Source organism: Paenibacillus sp. CECT 9249, from assembly GCF_918697855.1.
In the GTDB taxonomy this organism is placed as follows: Bacteria; Bacillota; Bacilli; order Paenibacillales; family Paenibacillaceae; genus MSJ-34.
In genome coordinates, this window is sequence record NZ_CAKKLI010000057.1 from 1 (window position 1) to 21,456 (window position 21,456).

The 21,456-nt window shown below is 52.4% G+C and carries 17 protein-coding genes; all 17 read left to right on the forward strand.

Annotated elements, in window-relative coordinates; genetic code table 11:
* The first annotated feature begins 134 nt into the window (after window positions 1–134).
* The 17 genes from copZ (at window position 135) to LQ229_RS24055 (ending at window position 21,456) form a co-directional block, all read left to right on the forward strand.
* Window positions 135–335, forward strand: coding sequence for a copper chaperone CopZ (copZ, locus tag LQ229_RS23975; RefSeq protein ID WP_230193106.1), 201 nt, complete (start codon window positions 135–137; stop codon window positions 333–335).
* 44 nt (window positions 336–379) lie between these two features.
* Window positions 380–2,800 carry a heavy metal translocating P-type ATPase gene (locus LQ229_RS23980; protein WP_230193124.1) on the forward strand — a complete coding sequence of 807 codons (2,421 nt, stop codon included), beginning with the start codon at window positions 380–382 and terminating at the stop codon, window positions 2,798–2,800.
* Between the two features lie 23 nt (window positions 2,801–2,823).
* A complete protein-coding gene (locus LQ229_RS23985) occupies window positions 2,824–3,444 on the forward strand; it encodes a nitrite reductase (protein ID WP_216536986.1) in 621 nt (206 codons plus the stop codon).
* Between the two features lie 29 nt (window positions 3,445–3,473).
* Entirely contained in the window at window positions 3,474–3,674 is a 201-nt protein-coding gene (locus LQ229_RS23990) for a cation transporter (RefSeq protein ID WP_230193107.1), read from the forward strand.
* 129 nt (window positions 3,675–3,803) lie between these two features.
* Window positions 3,804–4,046, forward strand: a complete 243-nt coding sequence (locus tag LQ229_RS23995) for a glutaredoxin family protein (protein ID WP_230193108.1) — start codon at window positions 3,804–3,806, stop codon at window positions 4,044–4,046.
* A 148-nt stretch (window positions 4,047–4,194) separates the two neighbouring features.
* Entirely contained in the window at window positions 4,195–4,902 is a 708-nt protein-coding gene (deoD, locus tag LQ229_RS24000; RefSeq protein ID WP_230193109.1) for a purine-nucleoside phosphorylase, read from the forward strand.
* Window positions 4,903–5,542: 640 nt separating this feature from the next.
* Window positions 5,543–11,863 carry a DUF4350 domain-containing protein gene (locus tag LQ229_RS24005; RefSeq protein WP_230193110.1) on the forward strand — a complete coding sequence of 2,107 codons (6,321 nt, stop codon included), beginning with the start codon at window positions 5,543–5,545 and terminating at the stop codon, window positions 11,861–11,863.
* A gap of 299 nt (window positions 11,864–12,162) precedes the next feature.
* On the forward strand, window positions 12,163–13,230 hold the full coding sequence (locus tag LQ229_RS24010; RefSeq protein WP_230193111.1) for a BMP family ABC transporter substrate-binding protein: 1,068 nt from the start codon (window positions 12,163–12,165) through the stop codon (window positions 13,228–13,230).
* 76 nt (window positions 13,231–13,306) lie between these two features.
* Complete coding sequence (locus LQ229_RS24015) at window positions 13,307–14,869, forward strand: ABC transporter ATP-binding protein (protein WP_230193112.1); 1,563 nt, start codon at window positions 13,307–13,309, stop codon at window positions 14,867–14,869.
* Window positions 14,841–15,911: an ABC transporter permease gene (locus LQ229_RS24020; RefSeq protein ID WP_230193113.1), complete on the forward strand. Its 1,071-nt coding sequence runs from the start codon at window positions 14,841–14,843 to the stop codon at window positions 15,909–15,911. Before LQ229_RS24015 ends, LQ229_RS24020 begins: the two co-directional genes overlap by 29 nt.
* 1 nt (window position 15,912) lies before the next feature.
* Window positions 15,913–16,878, forward strand: coding sequence for an ABC transporter permease (locus LQ229_RS24025; RefSeq protein WP_230193114.1), 966 nt, complete (start codon window positions 15,913–15,915; stop codon window positions 16,876–16,878).
* A 98-nt stretch (window positions 16,879–16,976) separates the two neighbouring features.
* Window positions 16,977–17,921, forward strand: coding sequence for a sugar-binding transcriptional regulator (locus LQ229_RS24030; protein ID WP_230193115.1), 945 nt, complete (start codon window positions 16,977–16,979; stop codon window positions 17,919–17,921).
* A gap of 103 nt (window positions 17,922–18,024) precedes the next feature.
* Window positions 18,025–18,600 (forward strand): phosphate propanoyltransferase, encoded by a 576-nt coding sequence (locus LQ229_RS24035; protein WP_230193125.1) that lies wholly within the window; start codon window positions 18,025–18,027, stop codon window positions 18,598–18,600.
* 12 nt (window positions 18,601–18,612) lie between these two features.
* Window positions 18,613–19,368, forward strand: coding sequence for a hypothetical protein (locus LQ229_RS24040; RefSeq protein WP_230193116.1), 756 nt, complete (start codon window positions 18,613–18,615; stop codon window positions 19,366–19,368).
* Between the two features lies 1 nt (window position 19,369).
* On the forward strand, window positions 19,370–19,675 hold the full coding sequence (locus LQ229_RS24045; protein ID WP_216536996.1) for a EutN/CcmL family microcompartment protein: 306 nt from the start codon (window positions 19,370–19,372) through the stop codon (window positions 19,673–19,675).
* A 2-nt stretch (window positions 19,676–19,677) separates the two neighbouring features.
* Window positions 19,678–21,099, forward strand: coding sequence for an aldehyde dehydrogenase family protein (locus LQ229_RS24050; protein WP_230193117.1), 1,422 nt, complete (start codon window positions 19,678–19,680; stop codon window positions 21,097–21,099).
* A 75-nt stretch (window positions 21,100–21,174) separates the two neighbouring features.
* A complete protein-coding gene (locus LQ229_RS24055) occupies window positions 21,175–21,456 on the forward strand; it encodes a BMC domain-containing protein (RefSeq protein ID WP_216537097.1) in 282 nt (93 codons plus the stop codon).

Below are 21,456 nucleotides of genomic sequence, written 5' to 3' on the forward strand. Positions count from 1 at the left end.
CCGGAAAGTCCAGTCCCAGATGAAATTTTCAAAGAACGAGCCTGGAAATTTCGAGGCCGTTTTCCATCCCCCTCAGGGGATGGAAACTAACCTATAAGAGCTTTCAAAAGATACTATACGAGGAGATGATTGTAATGAAAAACATGACATTGCAAGTGGAAGGCATGAGCTGCCAGCATTGCGTCAATTCGATCGAAGGAGCGCTTGCGGAAATCGGAGCGGCCGGAAAAGTTCATTTGGAAAACAACACGGTGGACGTAACGTATGACGAAAGCCGGATTACATTGGAACGTATTAAGGAAGCGATTGAAGAGCAAGGATACGATGTTTTGTAATATAGACGAACGCGGAAGGAGTGGACATCGTGGCATCGACAGCAATGAAGGGAGACAGCCAGACGACTTTGCAAATTACCGGCATGACATGTGCGGCATGCGCGAACCGGATTGAGAAAGGATTAAATAAGCTGGAAGGCGTTTCTTCCGCCAATGTCAACTTCGCTTTGGAAAAAGCAAGCGTCACATTCGATCCCGAAAAAGTGAACGTCGGGCGGCTGGAAGAAACGATCAAAAAAATGGGCTACGATACGGCCAAGGAAGTCGTCGATTTCCAATTGGAAGGAATGACTTGCGCCGCATGCGCGAACCGAATCGAGAAAGGGCTGGCGAAACTGCCCGGGGTCACGAATGCTTCCGTAAACTTTGCGATGGAAACGGCGCGGGTCGAGTATACGCCCGGCGATATCTCGATATCCGATATGCAGAACAAGGTAAAACAGCTCGGTTATAAAGCGGTAACGAAGCAGGAGGATGCGAACGCGAGCGACCACAAGGAACGCGAAGTGCGTCGCCAAAAACAGAAATTGATCATTTCGGCCATCCTTTCGTTCCCTCTTTTATGGACGATGGTCGGACATTTTTCGTTTACTTCATGGATTTACACGCCGGAACTTTTTATGAACCCGTGGTTTCAACTGATTCTGGCAACCCCGGTACAATTTTATATCGGCAAGCCGTTTTACGTGGGCGCGTTTAAAGCATTGCGCAACGGCAGCGCCAATATGGACGTACTGGTCTCGCTCGGAACATCGGCGGCGTATTTCTACAGCTTGTATTTAACGATCGACTGGTTCCTTGCCGGTGACGGTGTGCATCATGCACCGGCTTTGTATTACGAGACAAGCGCAGTGCTTATTACATTAGTCATTCTGGGAAAAATGTTCGAGGCGCTGGCGAAAGGCCGGACGTCGGAAGCGATCAAATCGTTGATGGGACTGCAAGCGAAGAACGCTCTAGTGATTCGCGACGGTCAAGAATTAACGGTTCCGGTGGAAGAAGTGATCGTGGGAGATATCGTTCTTATCCGCCCGGGCGATAAAGTGCCGGTGGATGGGGAAGTGCTGGAAGGCGTTTCGTCGGTGGACGAATCGATGCTGACCGGCGAGAGTCTCCCTGTAGAGAAGAAAGCCGGCGATACGGTAATCGGCGCAACGATGAACAAAAACGGCATGCTCCGCATTCGCGCGACGAAAGTCGGCAAAGATACGGCGTTGGCGCAAATTATTAAAGTCGTGGAAGAAGCGCAAGGCTCCAAGGCGCCGATTCAACGGGTGGCGGACGTCATCTCCGGCATTTTTGTCCCGATTGTCGTCGGTATCGCGATTGTCGCTTTCCTGGTTTGGTATTTCTTCGTAACGCCGAGCGATTTTGCCGGGGCGTTGGAAAAAGCGATTGCGATCCTCGTCATTGCGTGCCCTTGCGCACTCGGTCTGGCAACGCCGACTTCGATTATGGCCGGATCGGGACGCGCGGCCGAACTGGGCATTTTGTTCAAAGGCGGAGAGCATTTGGAGCAAACCCATAAAATCGATACGATCATTCTGGACAAAACAGGCACAGTAACGAAAGGGAAGCCGGAACTGACGGACATTATGGCGGAAGGCGACGAGACAGAGTTTCTCACGCTGGTCGGCGCGGCGGAGAAAAATTCGGAGCATCCTCTCGCAGAAGCGATCGTAGCGGGCATACTAGAACGGAATATCGCGCTGCCGGGAACGGAATCGTTCGAAGCGATCCCCGGCTATGGCATTCGAGCTGTCGCAGCAGGAAAGGAATTGCTGGTCGGTACCCGCCGATTGATGGAAAAATATGAAGTCAATGCGAGCCATGCCTATGAAACGATGGCCCGCCTGGAGGAAGCGGGGAAAACAGCCATGCTGGTCGCCATCGATAATCGGTATGCCGGTATTGTGGCGGTAGCGGATACGATTAAAGAAACGTCGAAAGCCGCGGTCGGCCGCTTGAAAGAAATGGGCATCGAAGTCATCATGATTACGGGCGACAACGAACGGACGGCGAAGGCGATCGCCGCGCAGGTCGGCATCGATCATGTGCACGCCGAAGTGCTTCCGGAAGGAAAAGCGGAAGAAGTGAAGAAGCTGCAATCCCAAGGCAAGAAAGTCGCCATGGTCGGGGACGGCATTAACGATGCGCCGGCTCTCGCGACGGCGGATATCGGGATGGCGATCGGCACCGGCACGGACGTCGCCATGGAAGCGGCGGATGTAACGCTCATGCGCGGCGACCTGTCGAGCATTCCGGATGCCATCTTTATGAGCCGCAAGACGATGAGAAACATTAAGCAGAACTTGTTCTGGGCGCTCGGTTACAACTCGCTCGGAATTCCGGTCGCCGCGATCGGCTTATTGGCACCGTGGGTGGCAGGCGCGGCGATGGCGCTAAGTTCGGTTTCCGTTGTCCTGAATGCGCTTCGTTTGCAACGGGTTAAAATTCGCCAATAACACCGAAGTAAGGGAGAATGAGCATGGGAGAGACGACGAAAATCGCGGTAGCCCCTCCGATTCAAGTCGGAGGGAGCCTATTTACACCGGAACAGCTCGCCAAGATCGGTATTGTCGCGGGCCCGGACGCCAGAATCGAAATGACGCCGTTCCGGCAGCTTTATGTCGAAGTGCCTCTCGATCGGCGCGATGCCGTTAAGGAGGAGCTTGAACGATTCGGTCTCGAGGTGTACCCGGCAGGTTTCGTGACCAAAAGCCTCATCGCATGCAATTTTTGCAAAGGGGCGGAAGCGGCCGGTCTGGAAACGGCGCGAATGCTAAACCAAGCTGTGGCGGGCATCGAAACGCCGGCCCCGCTCAAGATCGGTTACGCGGGATGCGCGCTCGGAACAAGCGAGCCTTTGCTGAAAGATATCGGCATCGTCAAAATGAAGGATACATTCGACATTTACGTCGGAGGAGAACCGAAGGGCATTAAGGCCGGATTGGCCCAATTGCTTATGGCCGGATTGACGGAAGAGCGGCTCGTTCCGGCCGTCAAGGCAATCATTGAGTACTATAAAGCTAATGCCAAAGGGAAAGAGAAATTCAGCAAATTCGTCAATCGGGTGTCGATTGAGCAGTTGCGGCAAATCGCGGGATAACGCGGCTGGACGGAAGGGGGTGAAGAAGCATGATAGAAACATCCGTGAAAGTAGAAGGAATGTCGTGCAGCTCCTGCATTCGCAAAATTGAAGGCGCGCTTGAAGCGGTTGGCGCCGAAGCCCATGTGAATATGGCGGAAGGCACCGTACGCGTCAAGTACGACGAATCGAAGCAGCAGCTCGCCGACATCAAAGAAGTAATCCGCAATAAAGGATATAATGCGGTATAAAAGCCATTATACTTTTCTCAAAGATACCGGCCGCTTTGGCCGGTATCGGATTTTTAACCGCAAAAAACTACATAATAAACAGAAATGAAGGAGATTACATGAGTTATCGCATAAAGGAGTGTGCGTACAATGAATGAACCGGTCACAATATATTCGATCCCGACCTGCAGCGATTGCAACCATGCCAAACGTTATTTTCAAGAACATAACATTGCGTATACCGATTTTAATTGCGAAGAAGATGCGGCTTATGCCGAAGAAGTCCGGAACTTGACGGGAAAACAAATCGTTCCGACGATCGTAATTGGCGACAAGGTGTTCGTCGGGTTTGCCGAAAATCTAATAGAGATCAGCGAACTGTTGCTCAAATAATGTATGATAAGTACCGGTCGTCGCGGTCGATTTTTTTCGACCACAATAGAATTGATAAGTTTCTTACGCGCCGGTTGCATTTGGAGTTGTAAAACTATATTTTAAAGGTAATGAAATAAAACCAATACATGAAACGGAGGAAGTTACGATGAGTACGCATATCGGCGCCAAACCGGGCGATATCGCAGAAACAATCCTGTTGCCTGGAGATCCGTTAAGGGCAAAGTATATCGCAGAAACGTATTTACAGGACGCGACCTGCTACAATGAAGTTCGGGGTATGTTAGGCTATACGGGTACATATCAGGGTAAGCGCGTATCCGTGCAAGGTTCGGGCATGGGTATCCCTTCCATCTCCATCTATGCGAATGAACTCATTAACGAGTACGGCGTGAAAAACTTGATTCGCGTAGGAACATGCGGCGCCATGCAGCAGCATGTGCGCGTCCGCGACGTCATTCTGGCTCAGGCTTCCTGTACGGATTCGAGCATGAACCGCCATGTTTTCGGGGGATACGATTATTCGCCGATCGCCAGCTTCCCGTTGTTGAAAGCCGCGTACGAACGGGGCGTCGCCAAAGGATTGAACCTTCATGTCGGGAATATTTTCAGCTCGGATATGTTCTACCGCGACGATAAATCCGTTGTGCAGAAGCTGATGGATTACGGCGTGCTGGGCGTGGAAATGGAAACAACCGCGCTATACACTCTCGCGGCCAAATACGGCGTGAATGCGCTGACGATTTTGACTGTAAGCGATCATCTGCTGACCGGAGAAGAAACGTCGGCGGAAGAGCGGCAAACGACTTTCAACGAGATGATGGAAGTGGCTTTGGATACGGCGGCCACTCTGTAAACCGTTGGTTTCACGCCGGCGAGCACGGGCTCGCCGGCTTTGCTATTTCCGATCGAAGCTGCAGGGGATGTTCGTTAGTTGGCCGATTTAGACTGCCGCCGTAGATGTCCCTTTTTCTTCGTACTGTCTGTCGCTTCTCCTCCTCTGTGGGGCATTTCGGGAAAATAAGCTTAAAAAAGTGGGTTGAACAAATGGAAATGGAAGTTGAAACGTAATTTCACGATACCATCTTAATTTAATGTAAAAGGAAACAAAAAACTTAGAAATACTTTACAATTTATCAAATATGAACTATAGTTGTAAAAAACCCGATTTTACATATGTTCAGAATTGCAAAATGAGGGGAAAGCGCAAAAAAAGAGTAGGAGGTGACGCCAATTAAGAAAGCGCTGTCAAATGATGTTTGACATGCCTTTCGGTGCTGGTTAATCGGTAATATGGGGTCATGGTACACGGATTAGTCCGCTAAAGGAATAATGAAAGCTATCTATCAAAAGGCTTGTGACGGGGCGCATTTGACAGATAGCCGCACGACCTTGGATTTGCTATGAATTGCGTTCATAGTAAATAGGCCATGCCCATTTTACCATATACTTCTTGTTTGTCGCAAATGAATTCGTGAAAACGGGAGGTTCGTGGAATGATTCGATTGATGGGCAAATACGGAAAAACGAAATGGTTTGGCCTCGTGCTTGCGGCGATCATGTTGGTGACGACGGCGATTCCGCAAGCGCTGGTCCCGCGTGTCGAAGCTGCGGCGGCGGACCATGTGGTGCTCAGCCAAATTTATAATGCCGGGGGAAACGTCGGCGCGATTTACAACACGAAGTTTTTCGAGCTTTATAACCCCACTGATCACGATGTGGATTTAACCGGTTGGTCGCTGCAATATGCCGCCAGAACCGGGAATTTTAAAACGGGTAACAACCTTCAACCTTTGTCGGGAATCATAAAACCCCGCAGTTATTTTTTAATTACCGGAACCGAAGGAAATAAGGGAGGGCAACCGTTGCCAATTTCCCCCGATATTGCTTCCAATATCAATCCGTCGCAAAACTACGGGAAGTTGGCGCTTGCCAGAAAGACGGAGCCGGTGGAAGGCAAGGGCGATCCGGCGGTCGTGGATTTCGTGGCCTGGGCGGACAGTTCCTCCAACATGCCTAACGAGTATTGGGGCAGCAATCCGATCATCGCGCCGGAATCCTCGCCGGATTACGACGGCTACGTGGGCGTCGAAGCTTTCAAGAAGGGAACGTTGCTCCGCAAAACGAACGACGGCGGCGATCCCAGAAAAGGAACAGGCGCCGGCAACGGCTGGTTCACGAGAGACGCGTCGGCCGATTTTGTCATACATATAGCGTCCGATCCGCTGGACCCGGATAAGAACATCAGAATTCGCAATTCGCAAAGCGCTTCCGAGCCGGTTCTGGTCTCGCCCGCTCCCGATGCGAGCGGCATTCGCTTTGCCTATGACGATTCCGTCGCCAAGGATACCGTCACCAGAATCGTATATGGGGAGCCGCCGTATAACGCAGAGGTGAACATTTATGTTTTGGACGGCGCCGAATATAGGCAGGTCGCTTCGGGGGCAACGGATGAGGAAGGACACTTTCAAATCGAATTGCCTGAATCAGGGATATATAACACCGTCTATATTACTTACAAGGTGCCGGATCGCGCGGAAAGCCGATTTGTTCGCATCGACCGCGCAGGCTACGATCCTTCGGAAGATGTGATCGATATTGCGGAAATACGGGTTAACGACCGCAACGGCATCCCCGTGAACCTCGACGCCGCCGTCATGATTCGCGGCGTAGTTACGGTAGACAATCATGTATTCGGCGACGACAGATTCTTCATACAAGACGATACCGGCGGAGTTCTGATCGCGGGCGTATCGGACGATGTGTACGGCCAATATATACGGCAAGGCAACGAATTGCTGATTGCCGGAAAAGTCGGATTCGCCGACGGGATGACGCTCGTGGTTCCTCGCACGATCGCCAAAGAAAGCGAGCAGCCTATGCCCGCTCCGTTCCATGCGACGATTTCCGATCTGAACGATTACGCCGTGGCGGAGCCGCTTGAAGGCCGCTTGACCACCGTACGCGGGAAAGTTTCCGGCGTGACGGCAGCGGGTGCGAACCATATCGTAACGATCGTCGCCGAAGACGGGAAATCGGCTGTCGTCAAAGTATTCGGCGGCACGCATATCGATGCGGTTCAGCAGTTGAAAATAAACAAGTCGTATTTGTTCACAGGAATTGTCGGACAGCATAAAACGTTTGCCCCTTACGATTCGGGATATGAAATTTATCCGCGGAGCCCGGCGGATCTTGTAGGCTATCTCGAATTGCAGCACGAACCTGTGGAGCGGGGCTATACGGACCTGGATCTTGCATTTGCCGCCAAGGCGTTCAATGCCGAATCGGTGACGTTTTATTACCGCGGAATCGACGGGTCCTCTTATAGTGTCATTCCTATGGAAAGTTCGGCCACGGATCAATACGTAGCGCTGCTTCCCAAATCGCAAATTCCCGGCAATGTCTTCGAATATTACATCGAAGCGACGGCGGGGGCGCAAATCGCCAATGCCGGCACGGCAAGCGACCCGATTCGCGTGACATTGGAGGAGGATCGGGAAGGTCCGGTATTTTCCGAAGAAATGCCGGCAGATGGAAGCCGAACGGAAAACAAACGGCCGGAAATATCGGTAAAGGTATTCGATCCGAGCGGGATCGACGATGCTTCGATAGAAGCGAAACTGAACGACGCGCGTGTGTCTGCGGACTACGACCCCGAAACGGGACGAATTAACATCCGGACGGAGGGGGATTTAACCGTCGGTACATATCGTGTCGACATGAGCGTCAAAGACCGGAAGGGGAATGAGGGCAAATTTTCATGGACCTTTGAAGCCGTCAAAACATTTGCGGGCGGACAGCATTATCGGGGCTCAACGCACAATCATACGAGTATTTCCCATGACGGGCACGGGTCGTTGGAATCGGCGATAGAAGCGGCCCGATATCATCGTTATGACTGGTTTGCTTTTACCGATCACTCCCATGACATCGATGCGGCGTCCCGCGATCAGGACAGCGTCGATCATCGCGGCATGCCGGAACGGACAGGAAATATGAATCCGGAAACATCGATGTGGCAGAGATTGAAGAAAGTGGCCGACGCCAGCACGAAAGACGGCGAGTTCGTTGCGTTTCGCTCCTATGAGATGACTTCGACAGTTTGGGGACATTCCAATGTATTCGGAACGGAAAATTTCATCGATCGTATACAGGACGGCGGCATCTATCAAAATTTGAACAATTTCTACAAATGGGCGAAAACGCATGATTACGATCTGGTCGCCCAATTCAACCATCCGAACTGGGGCGGATCGGGGCCTCCGTTTAACAGCTTCATTCCGTACGATCCGGACGTTGACAAACTATTTACGATGTTTGAGGTCGGGAACGGTTCCGGACAGTACACGTATTCCAATATCGAGGATTTATACTTTAATACCTTGGATAAGGGTTGGCATGTCGCTCCAACTTTCGGCGAGGATCATCATAACGCGGTTTGGGGCCAGACGATGCGGCGCACGATTATCGTGGCGGAAGATTTGACGAGGGAAGCGTTGCTGGACTCGATGCGGAATATGCGGGTGTACATGTCCGAGTCGCCGCATTTTACATTGGATGTGCAAGCCAACGGTTACTATATGGGCTCGGTGGTTGACAGCCGGCAGCTTCATTTCTCCATCAAGGGCGGGGATTCGGGCGAAGCTTACACCTATGTGCCGGAAGGGTTCCAGCCTGACGAACGGATTAAAACGGTAGAGCTTATCACCAACGGCGGGAAAATATACGATGCTATTACTCCGGGACGGAACAGCGCGAACTTTGCAAAAGACGGCAAGAGCTTTGCGTGGAACCCCGAAGTAAAGGCGGATGGGGGACAACAGTGGTTTCTTGTGAAAGTAACCCAAATGGACGGCAGTCGCACGTATTCGGCTCCGATTTGGACCAAGGAAGTCGATGTTGACGTCAAGCTGCAAAACATTGAGGTAACCGGCGGCAGCATTATTGTCGGAAATCCGGTTAACCTTCAGGCCGTTGTGAGCAACCTCGGTAAGAGGGATGCAGGGAACCTGACTGTAAAAATGTACTACGATGCCGTCGACGAAGCGCATTGGATCGGCGAAGCTTCTATCGAGTCGCTACCGGCCAAAAATGTGGCAAATGTAACGATCGCCTGGGATAACCCGCAGGGAGGCGACCGGAAGCTAATTGCCGTGATTGCCAATCCGCCCACAGGGAACGCCGCGGAGAACAATTTGTTCGAACTTCCCGTCCATGTCAAGGAACCGCTCGGCATTACGGTCATGATCGATGCGGCGCACGGGAACGAAAACTCGTCGAGCGACCCCGGCAAATATAAGGACGAATTGAAACGCATGACCAAAATATTGCGCGACGAGGGATACACTGTCGTCGAAAATAAAAATCCGCTGACGGAGTCGCTCTTGCGCGATGTCGGGGTGTTGATGATTTCCCATCCGAGCCAGAACAGCCGGTTGACGGAGGAAGAAATCGCGGCTGTTGCGGCATTCGTGCGGAGCGGAGGGTCGTTATTGGTAACGGCGAAAAGCAATAACAGCAGCGATCCGACATTGAATAACATATTGTTGGAAAAAATAGGATCGGAGATTCGAGTCAATCATGACGGCGTGTTCGATGAAAGCCCGGAAGGGAACTTCTGGCTTGAACCTGCGGTCAGTCCGTGGGCGGTGCGCTCTCATCCGGAACCGGCCGACCACTATGTCACGGACTTCGTCCGAGAACTTGATTATTACAGCGGTGCCAGCTTAATCAAAGTCGACAAGCAACCGCTCACGGAGGATGATTCCGTTGCCATTCTCGCCAGAGGGAATGCAACGACATACCAGAATAATATTAAATCCGGAGGGATCGCCTACGATACGTCTTCCGAGGCGGGAGGCGCCGTGATCCCGCTGATCGCTTCCCAGCAAATCGGAGAAGGCCGCGTGCTGGTGTCCGGCATGAACGTGTTTAATGATAGACAGGTGGGCAATAAGAATCAGAACGACCGCTTCACGCGCAACGCGTTCAATTGGCTGGCGAAGCGCGGCACGGTTGTTCTGCCGATCGCCGAAGCGCGCAAATTGCCGGAAGGAACGGATATCGTCGTTCAAGGCAAAGCGACCAGCGCGGCGGGTGTCTTCTTCGACGCTTTCTATATCCAGGACGACACAGGCGGCATTATGGCCTTTAACGAAGTTCCCAAAGACGCGGTGCAACTCGGGGATACGGTCAGAATTTACGGCCATGTGAAAATATTCGAAAACAACCTGGAGATTATGTTCGACAATTTCGAGAACAACGTTCTGAAGCTGAACAAAACGCCGGGCGAGCCGTTGCAGCCGAGAACGATCAAAACCGGCGAAGCTCGGGACGAAGATAAACAAGGACTCCTGGTGAAACTGAAGGGAGTCGTCAAAGAAATTAAGAGAATTCCGGACCGCACGTTTATTATCGACGACGGCAGCGGCGAAGCGCTTATCTTTATCGACGGCTATATTGCGGAACAAAGCGGAGAACCTCCTGCGCTCCAAGTTGGAGATACGCTTGAAGCCGTAGGACTGGCCGGCAAATTTCAGGGCGGATACTGGATTCGCGTGCGCGATACGCGAGAATTGATCAAGACCGATTCTGGCCCGACAGATCCGGGCAACAAGCCGGGCGATTCGTCGGGCGGCGGAAATCCGGTGTGGGGCGTACCTGTCGGGGACAGCGGCAAGGGGAACGTAACGCAGCCGAAACCGGATCCGGGACAAAATCGGGACGTGTCGCGTTCGATTACCGCAGACGACATCAACAACAATCGGGCAAACGGCGGCCAGGTGACGATTTCCGTAGAAGATCGGATCACGGAAATAACGATGCCCGTCGAAACATCCGAATTGCTGGCGGGTCATCCGCTTGCAATCCGTTCGAACAAATGGGCGATCGTATTGCCCGCCGGAACGCTTAAAGCCTTGTCGGAACTCATTGCGGAAGAAGACAGGGACGGCGTCGTCATCAAGCTTTTCGTCACTCCGATTGAAGATTGGAAGAAAAAATTCGATTCGCATCCGACCGGCGTAACGTTAACCGGTTCGATGTACGATTTGCAATTGTTCGCTGTGAAGAAAAACGGAGACAAGGTTGCTCTGCCGCGGCTCGATCAGCCTGTAACTCTCGGCTTGAAGGCGGATCGGTCCTTGAATCCTAGACTTGTCGGTCTATACCGTGCCGACGAACGCGGCCGATTGGATTATATCGGCGGCAAACTCGAGAACGGTTATATCGCGGCGGATATTTCCGGGCTTGGCCAATACGGAGCACTGGAATATAAAAAGACGTTCGCCGACGTTCCGCCTTCGCATTGGGCGTTGGAAACGATACAGCAGCTAGCGGCGAAACGAATCGTTCAAGGCGTTAGCGAGACGGCGTTCGAGCCGAATCGGGCCGTTACCCGAGCGGAATTCGCCGCTTTGCTGGCAGGCGCCCTGCATCTTAATACTCCGGGAGACGTCCTGTTTACCGATGTCGGCTCCGATCAATGGTACGCCAAGCCGGTCTCTTATGCCGTCCAGGCGGGAATCGTCTCCGGCAAGAGCGAGAAGACGTTCGCACCGGACGACGCAATCACGCGGCAAGAGATGGCGGCGATGATCATTCGGGCATACGAAGCGATGACGGGAACGAAAGCGGAGACGAAAGCTCCCGCTCCGTTTAAGGACAATGCCGAAGCCGCGCCATGGGCCGAAACCTACATTCGGACAGCGTACGGTTTAGGGTTGATTCAAGGACGGGGAGCGGATCTCTTCGCCCCGCGCGAGACGACGACCCGAGCGGAAGCGGCCCAAGTCGTTGCGGGCTTGCTGAATCTTTAGACCGCCGGTTGATATTTTAATGGAAGGACGCCCTGTTTTGCATCAGGGCGTCCATTTTAAATTGCAAATATTTCATATAATAGCATATTAATCATTTACATTTATGGGAAAATCAAATATAATGAGCGTATATTACATATGTTCATACTAAGATGATCATTATTTCAGATGCACTTGCTTGCGATAGGAGGTGTCAGGAGGGCGGTATATTCCATAATTTATTTTGTAAGCGTTTTATATGGTGTCTATTCTATATTATGTTGTGAACGATCAAACCATTTAAGGGGGTTTCATGCAAGATGAATTTACAAAGGAAAAGTTGGATTTTATTATTCGTATTCGTCATGGTATTTACGCTGGCGTTGGCCGGTTGCGGAGGGAAGAACAATCCAACCGCCGAACAGCCTCCGGCGGAAAACAATAACTCCGGCGCCGGGGAAAAGCCGGCCGAAGAACCGAAGAAAACGATTACCGTCGGCATGGTAACGGATGTCGGAGGGGTGAACGACAATTCCTTCAACCAGAGCGCTTGGGAAGGGCTGCAAACCTTCGAAGCGGCCACGGGCTCGAAGGTGAGCTATTTGCAAAGCCAGGGCGATGCGGACTATGTTCCCAACCTCAATCAATTCGTCAAGAACGGAACGGATTTGACATGGGGAATCGGATTTATGATGTCCGACGCCATCAAGCAAGTGGCGGATCAGAATCCGGATTCGAAGCTGGCCATTATCGACGGGGAAGTCGAGGCGCCGAATGTAGCCTCGATTACATTTAAAGAGCAGGAAGGATCTTTTCTCGTCGGAGTCGTTGCGGCGCTGATGACCAAATCCAATAAAATAGGCTTTGTCGGCGGAGCGGAGATTCCGGTTATCAAACGTTTCGAGTTAGGTTTCGTCGCGGGGGTGAATGCGGCGAATCCGGACTTGAAAGTGATCGTCAACTACACGGGCGCTTTCGACGCTCCGGACCAGGGCAAGGCGGCAGCGGCCACGATCTATAACGACGGGGCGGATATTATATTCCACGCGGCCGGTTCGACAGGCGACGGAGTATTTAACGAAGGAATCGAACGGAAGAAGAAAAACAGCGATATTTGGGTCATCGGCGTCGATAAAGATCAGGCGTTGACGTTCGGCCATGAAATCACATTGACTTCCATGGTGAAACGAGTGGACAAGGCCGTCATTCAAATATCGACGGATCTGGCGAACGGCAATTTTAAAAGCGGCAAGCAAAATTTGGGACTGAGCGACAACGCGGTGGGCTTGCCGGATAATAATCCGAACGTTCCGGACGATGTTTTGCAAAAAGTGAAGGAATTTGCCGACAAAATCGTGAAAGGCGAAATCGAGGTTCCTACGGCATAACGGGCGATTCATTAACAAGGCTAGTCGTACAACGAACTAGCCTTGTTACGATAAAAACGATGTAGGTGGTGCTTCTATGCAGGAAGAGCAAACTGTTGTGGAGATGCGAGGAATTACGAAACGGTTTCCCGGCATTGTTGCGAACGATTCGATCAGCTTCAAGGTGAAGAAAGGGGAGATTCACGCTTTGCTCGGAGAGAACGGCGCCGGCAAATCCACCCTGATGAACATCCTGTTCGGATTATATCAACCGGATGAGGGCGAAATTTTGATTCGCGGGGAGAAGACGGACATCTCCGATCCGAAGAAGGCGATCTCTCTGGGGATTGGTATGATCCATCAGCATTTTATGCTGGTTGAGCCCTACACGGTCGTGCAAAACATTATTCTCGGCGCGGAGCCGCGAAAAGGGTTTACGATCCACTACAGTTACGCCGTCAAGAAAGTGAAGGAACTATCGGCCAAATACGGCCTGCAAGTGGAACCGAATCAATTGATCAAAAATATATCGGTAGGCATGCAGCAGCGGGTTGAAATTTTGAAAACGTTATACCGCGGCGCGGACATTTTAATTTTCGACGAACCTACGGCCGTCCTGACTCCGCAGGAAATCCAGGAGCTTATGGGCATCATGCGCAGTCTCATCGAGGAGGGCAAGACCATCATTCTCATTACGCATAAGCTGAAAGAAATTATGGCGGTGTGCGATCAAGTAACGATCATTAGACGTGGCAAAGTAATCGACAGCATTCCCGTCAAAGATACGACCGTGGACGAACTGGCGGCGAAGATGGTGGGACGGCAAGTTAATTTTACAGTGGAGAAGGAAGAGGCGAATCCGCAGAACGCGATTTTGAGCGTTTCGAATGTTACCGCAATAGATCAAAGGGGAATTCCCGTCTTGCGGGATTTATCGTTCGAATTGCGCAAAGGCGAAATTTTGGGCATTGCGGGTGTCGAAGGAAACGGACAAAGAGAACTGATTGAGGCGTTGACCGGGTTAAGGAAAGTAAAATCCGGAGAAATTTTGCTCGGCGGCAAATCGATTAAAAACGCCAGGCCCCGGCAAATATCGGAAGCCAAAATCGGCTACATCCCCGAGGACCGCCAAAAAAGGGGACTGGTCCTCGATTTCACGGTTGGCGAAAATATGGTGCTTAAAAACTACTATTACCCCCAATTCAATCGCGGTTTATTGCTCGACTACAACAAAATAAACCGGCATTCCATCGCTCTAATTGAGGAATACGACGTTCGAACGCCTAACGAAACGACGGAGGCGAGGGCGCTTTCCGGGGGGAATCAGCAAAAGGTAATCATTGCCCGGGAAGTCGCTAGCGATCCCGATCTTCTTATCGCAACGCAACCGACCCGCGGGCTTGACGTCGGGGCCATCGAATTTATTCATAAAAAATTGGTGGAGCAACGCGACAACGGCAAGGCCGTTCTACTATATTCGTTAGAGCTCGATGAAATCATGAGTTTATCCGATCGGATCGCGGTAATGTACGAGGGGAAAATTGTCGGAATCGTAGATCCGAAGACGACCAGCGAGCAAGAAATCGGCTTAATGATGTCCGGCAGTAACGAGGGCAGGGAGAGAGAATCGCATGAGCAAACTGACAAAGTGGTTGTTTAAAGAATCGTCCGTCGTCTCGCTTGTCTCGATTGTTATCGGCTTGGCGTTTGGGGCTGTTATTATGCTAATAGGCAATTATAATCCGATATTGGCCTATACTTCCTTGTTTAATAAAGCTTTCGGCGATTGGTACAGCCTCGGGGAAACGATTCGCCAGATCACTCCGCTGATCTTTACGGGCTTGTCGGTTGCCTTCGCGTTTCGCACCGGGCTTTTCAATATCGGGGCCGAAGGGCAATTTATTATGGGATCGCTCGCCGCCGCATTTATCGGCATCCAATTTCAACTGCCGTGGTATGTGCATATCCCGTTCGCAATGATCGTAGGAGGGCTGGTCGGCGGCTTATGGGGGGCGATTGCGGGGTATTTAAAAGCGGCGCGCGGCGTCCACGAAGTCATTACGACCATCATGCTGAATTGGATCGCATTGCATGTGGCGAATTACGTCGTCAGGGCATATCTATTGGAGCCTAACCAGATGAGATCCAAATTTATGCACGAGAGCGCTTGGCTTAACAACGCCGGCCTCGCGCAAATGTTCGGCAATTCCCGCATTCATTTCGGGATCGTCGCCGCTTTGCTGTTGGCATTGATTTTTTACATGATCTTATGGAAAACGAAGCAGGGATACGAACTCCGCGCGGTAGGCTTTAATCCGCATGCGGCCGAATATGCGGGGATTAACGTAAACGTCAGCATGGTCAAAGCGATGCTGATCAGCGGAATTTTCGCGGGAATCGGCGGCGCCAGCGAAGCGATGGGCGTCTTTCATTATCAATCGATCAGTTCGGCGTTCCCGGGATACGGTTTGATGGGGATCGCGGTTGCCCTTATCGGTCGAAACACGCCGCTTGGCGTCATTTTAAGCGCCGTCTTGCTCGGCATTCTGACCTATGGAGCGGCCGGAATCAAGTTCGGCGCGGGAGTGCCCGAAGAACTGGTCGATATCATTATCGCCTTGATCATTTTCTTCGTTGCGGCGAGCGCAAGCGTGAACTGGCTCCTCAAGCTCTTTGCAAACCGGAAGAAGGAGGCGTCTTAATATGCAATTCCTGCAAATGGCAAGCGATTTGACCAATACGACGATCGTATTCGCTACCGCGCTTATTTTCGCTATGCTCGGCGGCTTGTTCTCCGAACGGTCCGGCGTGGTGAACATCGCCTTGGAAGGTCTGATGACCGTGGGCGCGTTCACGGCGGCGATCGTAACGTATTTTGCGGAAACACAATTGGGAACCGGGCCGTTATCTCCTTGGATCGGCTTTCTGTCGGCCATGATCGTAGGGTTCGTGTTTGCGATTCCTCATGCCGTCGCTTCGATCACATTCAGGGCCAATCAAGTCGTCAGCGGCGTGGCGCTCAACTTCCTTGCGACAGGATTGACGCTTTACCTATGCAAAATTTTGCTGAACGGTTCCGCCCAAACCCCGACCTTGAAAAATGCGTTTGCGAAATGGGATATACCGTTTCTATCCGATATCCCGTTCATCGGCAACGCGCTGTTCAGCGGTTATCCGACAAGCTATATCGTGTTTATTCTGGTCGCTTTATCCGCTTTCATTCTTTATAAGACGCCGTTCGGTTTGCGTTTGCGCGCGGTGGGCGAGCATCCGATGGCGGCGGATTCCGTCGCGGTCAACGTCTTCCGCATGAGATATATCGCCGTCATGCTCAGCGGCGCTTTGGCCGCCATGGGCGGAGCGACGATCGCGCTCACGACGACGAGCAACTTTTCGCATAACACGATATCGGGCCAAGGTTTTATCGCTTTGGCCGCGTTAATATTCGGCAAGTGGAGGCCGGTTGCCGGAATGTTCGCGGCATTGTTCTTCGGAGTCGCCTCCGCCTTGAAATCCGTGTTTCAAATTTACGGCGTTACGAACTACATCCCGGTCGATTTCATCTATATTTTCCCGTACGCGATCACGATTCTCGTCTTGGCCGGTTTCGTCGGACGAGCTATTGCGCCGGCCGCCAACGGAATTCCTTACGAAAAGGGAAACAGGTAATGCATTGTTTTTTTTCGAATTGATGCGTATAATGAAGTTGAAATAATGTTAATTTGATATGAACATTATTTCAAACTTTTGAAGAAAGCAGGATTGCCATGGGCGGAGAAAAACTTGAAAAAATCATTGAAGCGGCCCGCATGTATTATCAGCTCGATTACAGCCAACAAGATATTGCCAGGAAGCTCGGCGTATCTCGCCCGACGGTATCGCGTTTTCTACAGCAGGCGAAGACGGAAGGAATCGTTCAGATTAAAATTATGGACCCTACCGAAAACAGCGGCATGATCGCGCAGCAGCTCGAAGAGAAATACGGGCTGCAGAAGGTCGTCGTCGCTCCGATTCCGCTGTATGAAGATCGAGTGGCCAAAAAATATTTAGGCGAGGCCGCGGCGGAATATTTGCACCAAATTGTGAAGGACGGAGATACGATCGCGGTTACCTGGGGCACCACGTTGTACGAAATAGCGAAACGCCTGCAAAACAAACATGTCAAGGATGTCAACATCGTACAGTTGAACGGCGGCATCAGCTATTCGGAAACGAACACATACGCCTCGGAAATCGTATACCTCTTCGGCAAAGCGTATCATACGAATCCTCATCTGCTTCCTTTGCCGGCCATCGTCGACCACACGGTCGTCAAGCAGGCGATCGAGGCGGACCGCCATATCCGCAAAGTGCTGGATATGGGGAAGAATGCGAATATCGCCGTGTTCACGATTGGGGTGCCGACGGAAGATTCGGTTCTCGTTCGCACCAATTATTTTTCGAAAGAGGAACTTGAAATGATTCAGGAACGTTGTGTCGGCGATATTTGTTCCAGATTTATCGATATCAAAGGCGATATCTGCAACGAGGAGCTCGATGGGCGCACGATCGGAATCGACCTGGCGGAATTGAGGAGCAAGGAAAAGTCGATTCTTGTAGCCGGCGGGGCGAAGAAAGTCGACGCCATCTTCGGCGCCTTGCAAGGGAAGTACGCGAATGTTCTGATTACCGATCAGTTCACGGCGACATCTTTGCTGGATTATCAGGCCTAGACGGAGGGCTGCCATGGATCGAGATCTGTTGGTTCGCTGCATTAGCGAAGCCGTTAAAGAAGCTTTGGAAAGCGATTTCCCAAGCGAGCGTTCGCGCGGGGAGATGCCGGTCAAAGAAATTCCGATAGGCGTTTCCAACCGGCATGTGCATTTATCTCCCAGTGCCGTTGAGCGGTTATTCGGGCCCGGCAACGCCTTGACCCCGCTGCGGGAATTGTCTCAGCCGGGACAGTTCGCTTGCCGTGAAACCGTCTCCTTGATCGGGCCGAAAGGACGCATCGATCGCGTGCGCGTCTTGGGTCCCGCCAGGGGAGAAACGCAAGTGGAAATTTCATTATACGACGGATATACGTTAGGGGTGGTTCCGCCGGTTCGCGATTCGGGGGATATCGAAGGAACGCCGGGAATCGTCATGGAAGGGCCCAGGGGCAGACTTCGCATAGACAAGGGAGTCATATGCGCCGCGCGGCATATCCATATGCATCCCGCCGACGCGGCGGCCTTCGGCGTTCATAACGGGCAGCGCGTCAAGGTGAGCGTCGACGGACCCCGCGGCCTGATTTTGGATCATGTTCTGATACGCGTCTCCGCCAATTACCGGCTGGAGATGCATATCGATCTCGACGAGGCGAATGCGGGGCAGATCGCTACCGGACGGAAAGGCATATTACTCGGTTAAGGAGGGCGACCTATGAACTTGGAGGAAGCGGTCTCGACTATCGTCCGCCAAGTCGTTGAAGAATTGCTGCGAAGCAAGGGGCGGATTCCCGCGCCGACAGACCGCGCCAAGGTGCTCGTCTTATTGGCAGACGGCTATGACGCTGCGCGAATTGAACCGTTCATTCGCCATATTGCGGCTTTCTCCGAACCCGTTATCGGTCTTTGCGGCGACCAGCCGCTGCAGCCGTTCCCGGGGGACATCGGTTGCGCGACAATCCGCTTGTCGAATGGCGATCGCCCGGGCTGGAAGGCTGCCGCGGACGAAGCTTCCGTCGTGGCGGCGCCGCAACTAACGCTCGGTACGCTTGTGAGAATATCGCAGCTAATCGACGACGACGCTTTTGCCGGCACGATGGTATATGCGATCGTGAGCGGGAAAGACGCGGTATTGTCCACCTCGCATCTTTTGCCGTCGGGAGCGGATCGCTTAAAGGTTCCGCCCCATGTCGTAGAGAAGGTCGCTTCGCATTGGCAACAGCTCGCGAAGTATGGCGTTCACGCGGAAGCCCTGCATCAATTGCACCGGCTCGTCAAGACGCTGATCGCCGCGCCGCGCGCCGGCCGGCGTCCGCTGGTGCACGCCAGACATGTGCGGGAGTGGGCGAAGGAAGGCGAGTCGCAAATCGCCCTTCCCGCAAGCGCGTTGATTACCTCTCTGGCCCGCGAAGAAGCCGGCATGCTCGGACTTAGGCTTGAGCATGGAGAGAACGAGAGGAAGGAGGGGTGATATGAACATTTGCCGGGTGATCGGCACCGTTGTTTCGACGACCAAGGACGAGAAATTGACGGGGAAAAAGCTGCTTGTCGTACAGCCTGTCGATATGATAACCCGCGCCCCCGACGGCAAAGCGTTGGTCGCGATCGATACGGTTCACGCGGGCAAAGGCGAGATCGTCATGACGGTCAGCGGCAGCTCGGCGCGCCAGACGAAAGCCACGCAAGGAGTGCCGGTCGATGCGACGATTATCGCCATTGTCGACACCATCGAGATCGACGGGAAGGTGACGTACGATAAAATGAAAGAAGGTGAATAAGCTTGAGTATTACGGAAGAAAGCATAAGATCCATTGTAGCCGAAGTCGTTAGCAAGTTGCGAGGAGACTTGGCGATGGCCGACACGGATCCGCTCCTTCCCCCGTTGAACCACGGCGTGTTTGCTACAGTGGACGAAGCCGCCGAAGCCGCCAATGCCGCATACGAACAATTTGCCTCATTCACGTTAGCCAAACGGGAGGCGATCATTTGGAAGATGAGGGAGACGAGTCTGTCCCATGCCGAGCGGCTGGCCGAGCTTGCCGTCAAGGAGACGGGACTCGGCAATGTGCAAGACAAAATCGCCAAGAATCGATTGGCGGCGCAGAAGACGCCGGGGCTGGAGGATCTGGTTTCGGAATCCTATACGGGGGACGACGGGTTAACGCTGCTGGAGTATTCTCCTCTCGGGGTAATCGGCGCTATCACGCCGGTAACCAATCCCGCGGCGACGATTATTAACAACAGCATCTCTATGGTAGCTGCGGGGAACGCGGTTGTTTTCAATCCTCATCCGAACGCCAAACGGGTTTCCATCGAAGCGATCCAGCTGTTGAACCGGGCGATCGTCGAAGCCGGAGGTCCCGCAAATATGCTGACAAGCGTGCAAACACCGACAATGGAGACGAGCGGGGAAGTGATGAAGCATCCGCGCATTCATGCGTTAGCGGTAACGGGCGGGGGCGGGGTCGTGCAAGCGGCGCTTGCTTCCGGCAAGAAGGTAATTGCGGCGGGGCCTGGCAATCCTCCCGTGGTTGTAGACGAAACGGCGGATTTGGCGCAAGCGGGGAGAGATATCGTACTGGGAGCCAGCTTCGACAACAATGTATTGTGCACGGCGGAAAAAGAAGTTTTCGTCGTCGAATCGGCGACGGACAGCCTGAAGGCGGAAATGATCGGAAATGGCGCTTATGAATTGCGCGGGCCGCAGTTGGAAAAATTACTGGATCTGATTTTTATTAAAAATAGAGAGAAATGGATTCCCAATAAGGAATATGTGGGAAAAGACGCCAACCTTCTGCTGGAGAAAATTGGCGCAAAAACAAATCAAAATATCAAACTTATTATAGCAGAAACAGCGGAAGATCATCCACTTGTCCATACCGAAATGCTTATGCCCGTTCTTCCGATCGTCCGCGTGCCGAATGTAGAGGCGGCTATCCTTCTTGCGGTGAAAGCGGAGAAAGGCAATAAGCACACGGCGGTGATGCATTCGCAAAATATACGAAACCTGACGAAAATGGCCAGAGCCTTGCAGGCCACCATCTTTGTCAAAAACGGGCCCTCCTATGCCGGCCTGGGTTACGGGGGCGAAGGATTCGCTACATTGACGATCGCCGGTCCTACCGGGGAGGGATTGACATCCGCCCGCACGTTTACCCGGAAACGGAGATGCGTGCTTGTCGACGGATTTCATATCGTTTAGCGGGGTGTTGTGAAGATGGCCAAGAGAATTCCTAAGGAACGGCAAATCGCCGAAATTAAAGGAGGAGCAGTCCATATGAAAGAAGCGTTGGGAATGATTGAAACGAGAGGTCTTGTGGGAGCGATCGAAGCGGCGGACGCGATGGTGAAAGCGGCAAACGTAACGTTGGTCGGGAAGGTGTTGACGGGCGGCGGATTGGTGACCGTAATGGTTCGCGGCGACGTCGGAGCCGTGAAAGCGGCAACGGAAGCGGGTTCCGAGGCTGCGCGCAGAGTCGGGGAATTAATTTCGGTGCATGTCATTCCAAGGCCTCATAACGAAGTAGAAGGAATCTTGCCTCAACCTAAAGCGGAGTAG

Coding starts and splice junctions, on each gene's coding strand:
- copZ (WP_230193106.1), top strand. CDS start 135: ATGAAAAACATGACATTGCAAGTGGAAGGCATGAGCTGCCAGCATTGC.
- LQ229_RS23980 (WP_230193124.1), top strand. CDS start 380: ATGAAGGGAGACAGCCAGACGACTTTGCAAATTACCGGCATGACATGT.
- LQ229_RS23985 (WP_216536986.1), top strand. CDS start 2,824: ATGGGAGAGACGACGAAAATCGCGGTAGCCCCTCCGATTCAAGTCGGA.
- LQ229_RS23990 (WP_230193107.1), top strand. CDS start 3,474: ATGATAGAAACATCCGTGAAAGTAGAAGGAATGTCGTGCAGCTCCTGC.
- LQ229_RS23995 (WP_230193108.1), top strand. CDS start 3,804: ATGAATGAACCGGTCACAATATATTCGATCCCGACCTGCAGCGATTGC.
- deoD (WP_230193109.1), top strand. CDS start 4,195: ATGAGTACGCATATCGGCGCCAAACCGGGCGATATCGCAGAAACAATC.
- LQ229_RS24005 (WP_230193110.1), top strand. CDS start 5,543: ATGATTCGATTGATGGGCAAATACGGAAAAACGAAATGGTTTGGCCTC.
- LQ229_RS24010 (WP_230193111.1), top strand. CDS start 12,163: ATGAATTTACAAAGGAAAAGTTGGATTTTATTATTCGTATTCGTCATG.
- LQ229_RS24015 (WP_230193112.1), top strand. CDS start 13,307: ATGCAGGAAGAGCAAACTGTTGTGGAGATGCGAGGAATTACGAAACGG.
- LQ229_RS24020 (WP_230193113.1), top strand. CDS start 14,841: ATGAGCAAACTGACAAAGTGGTTGTTTAAAGAATCGTCCGTCGTCTCG.
- LQ229_RS24025 (WP_230193114.1), top strand. CDS start 15,913: ATGCAATTCCTGCAAATGGCAAGCGATTTGACCAATACGACGATCGTA.
- LQ229_RS24030 (WP_230193115.1), top strand. CDS start 16,977: ATGGGCGGAGAAAAACTTGAAAAAATCATTGAAGCGGCCCGCATGTAT.
- LQ229_RS24035 (WP_230193125.1), top strand. CDS start 18,025: ATGCCGGTCAAAGAAATTCCGATAGGCGTTTCCAACCGGCATGTGCAT.
- LQ229_RS24040 (WP_230193116.1), top strand. CDS start 18,613: ATGAACTTGGAGGAAGCGGTCTCGACTATCGTCCGCCAAGTCGTTGAA.
- LQ229_RS24045 (WP_216536996.1), top strand. CDS start 19,370: ATGAACATTTGCCGGGTGATCGGCACCGTTGTTTCGACGACCAAGGAC.
- LQ229_RS24055 (WP_216537097.1), top strand. CDS start 21,175: ATGAAAGAAGCGTTGGGAATGATTGAAACGAGAGGTCTTGTGGGAGCG.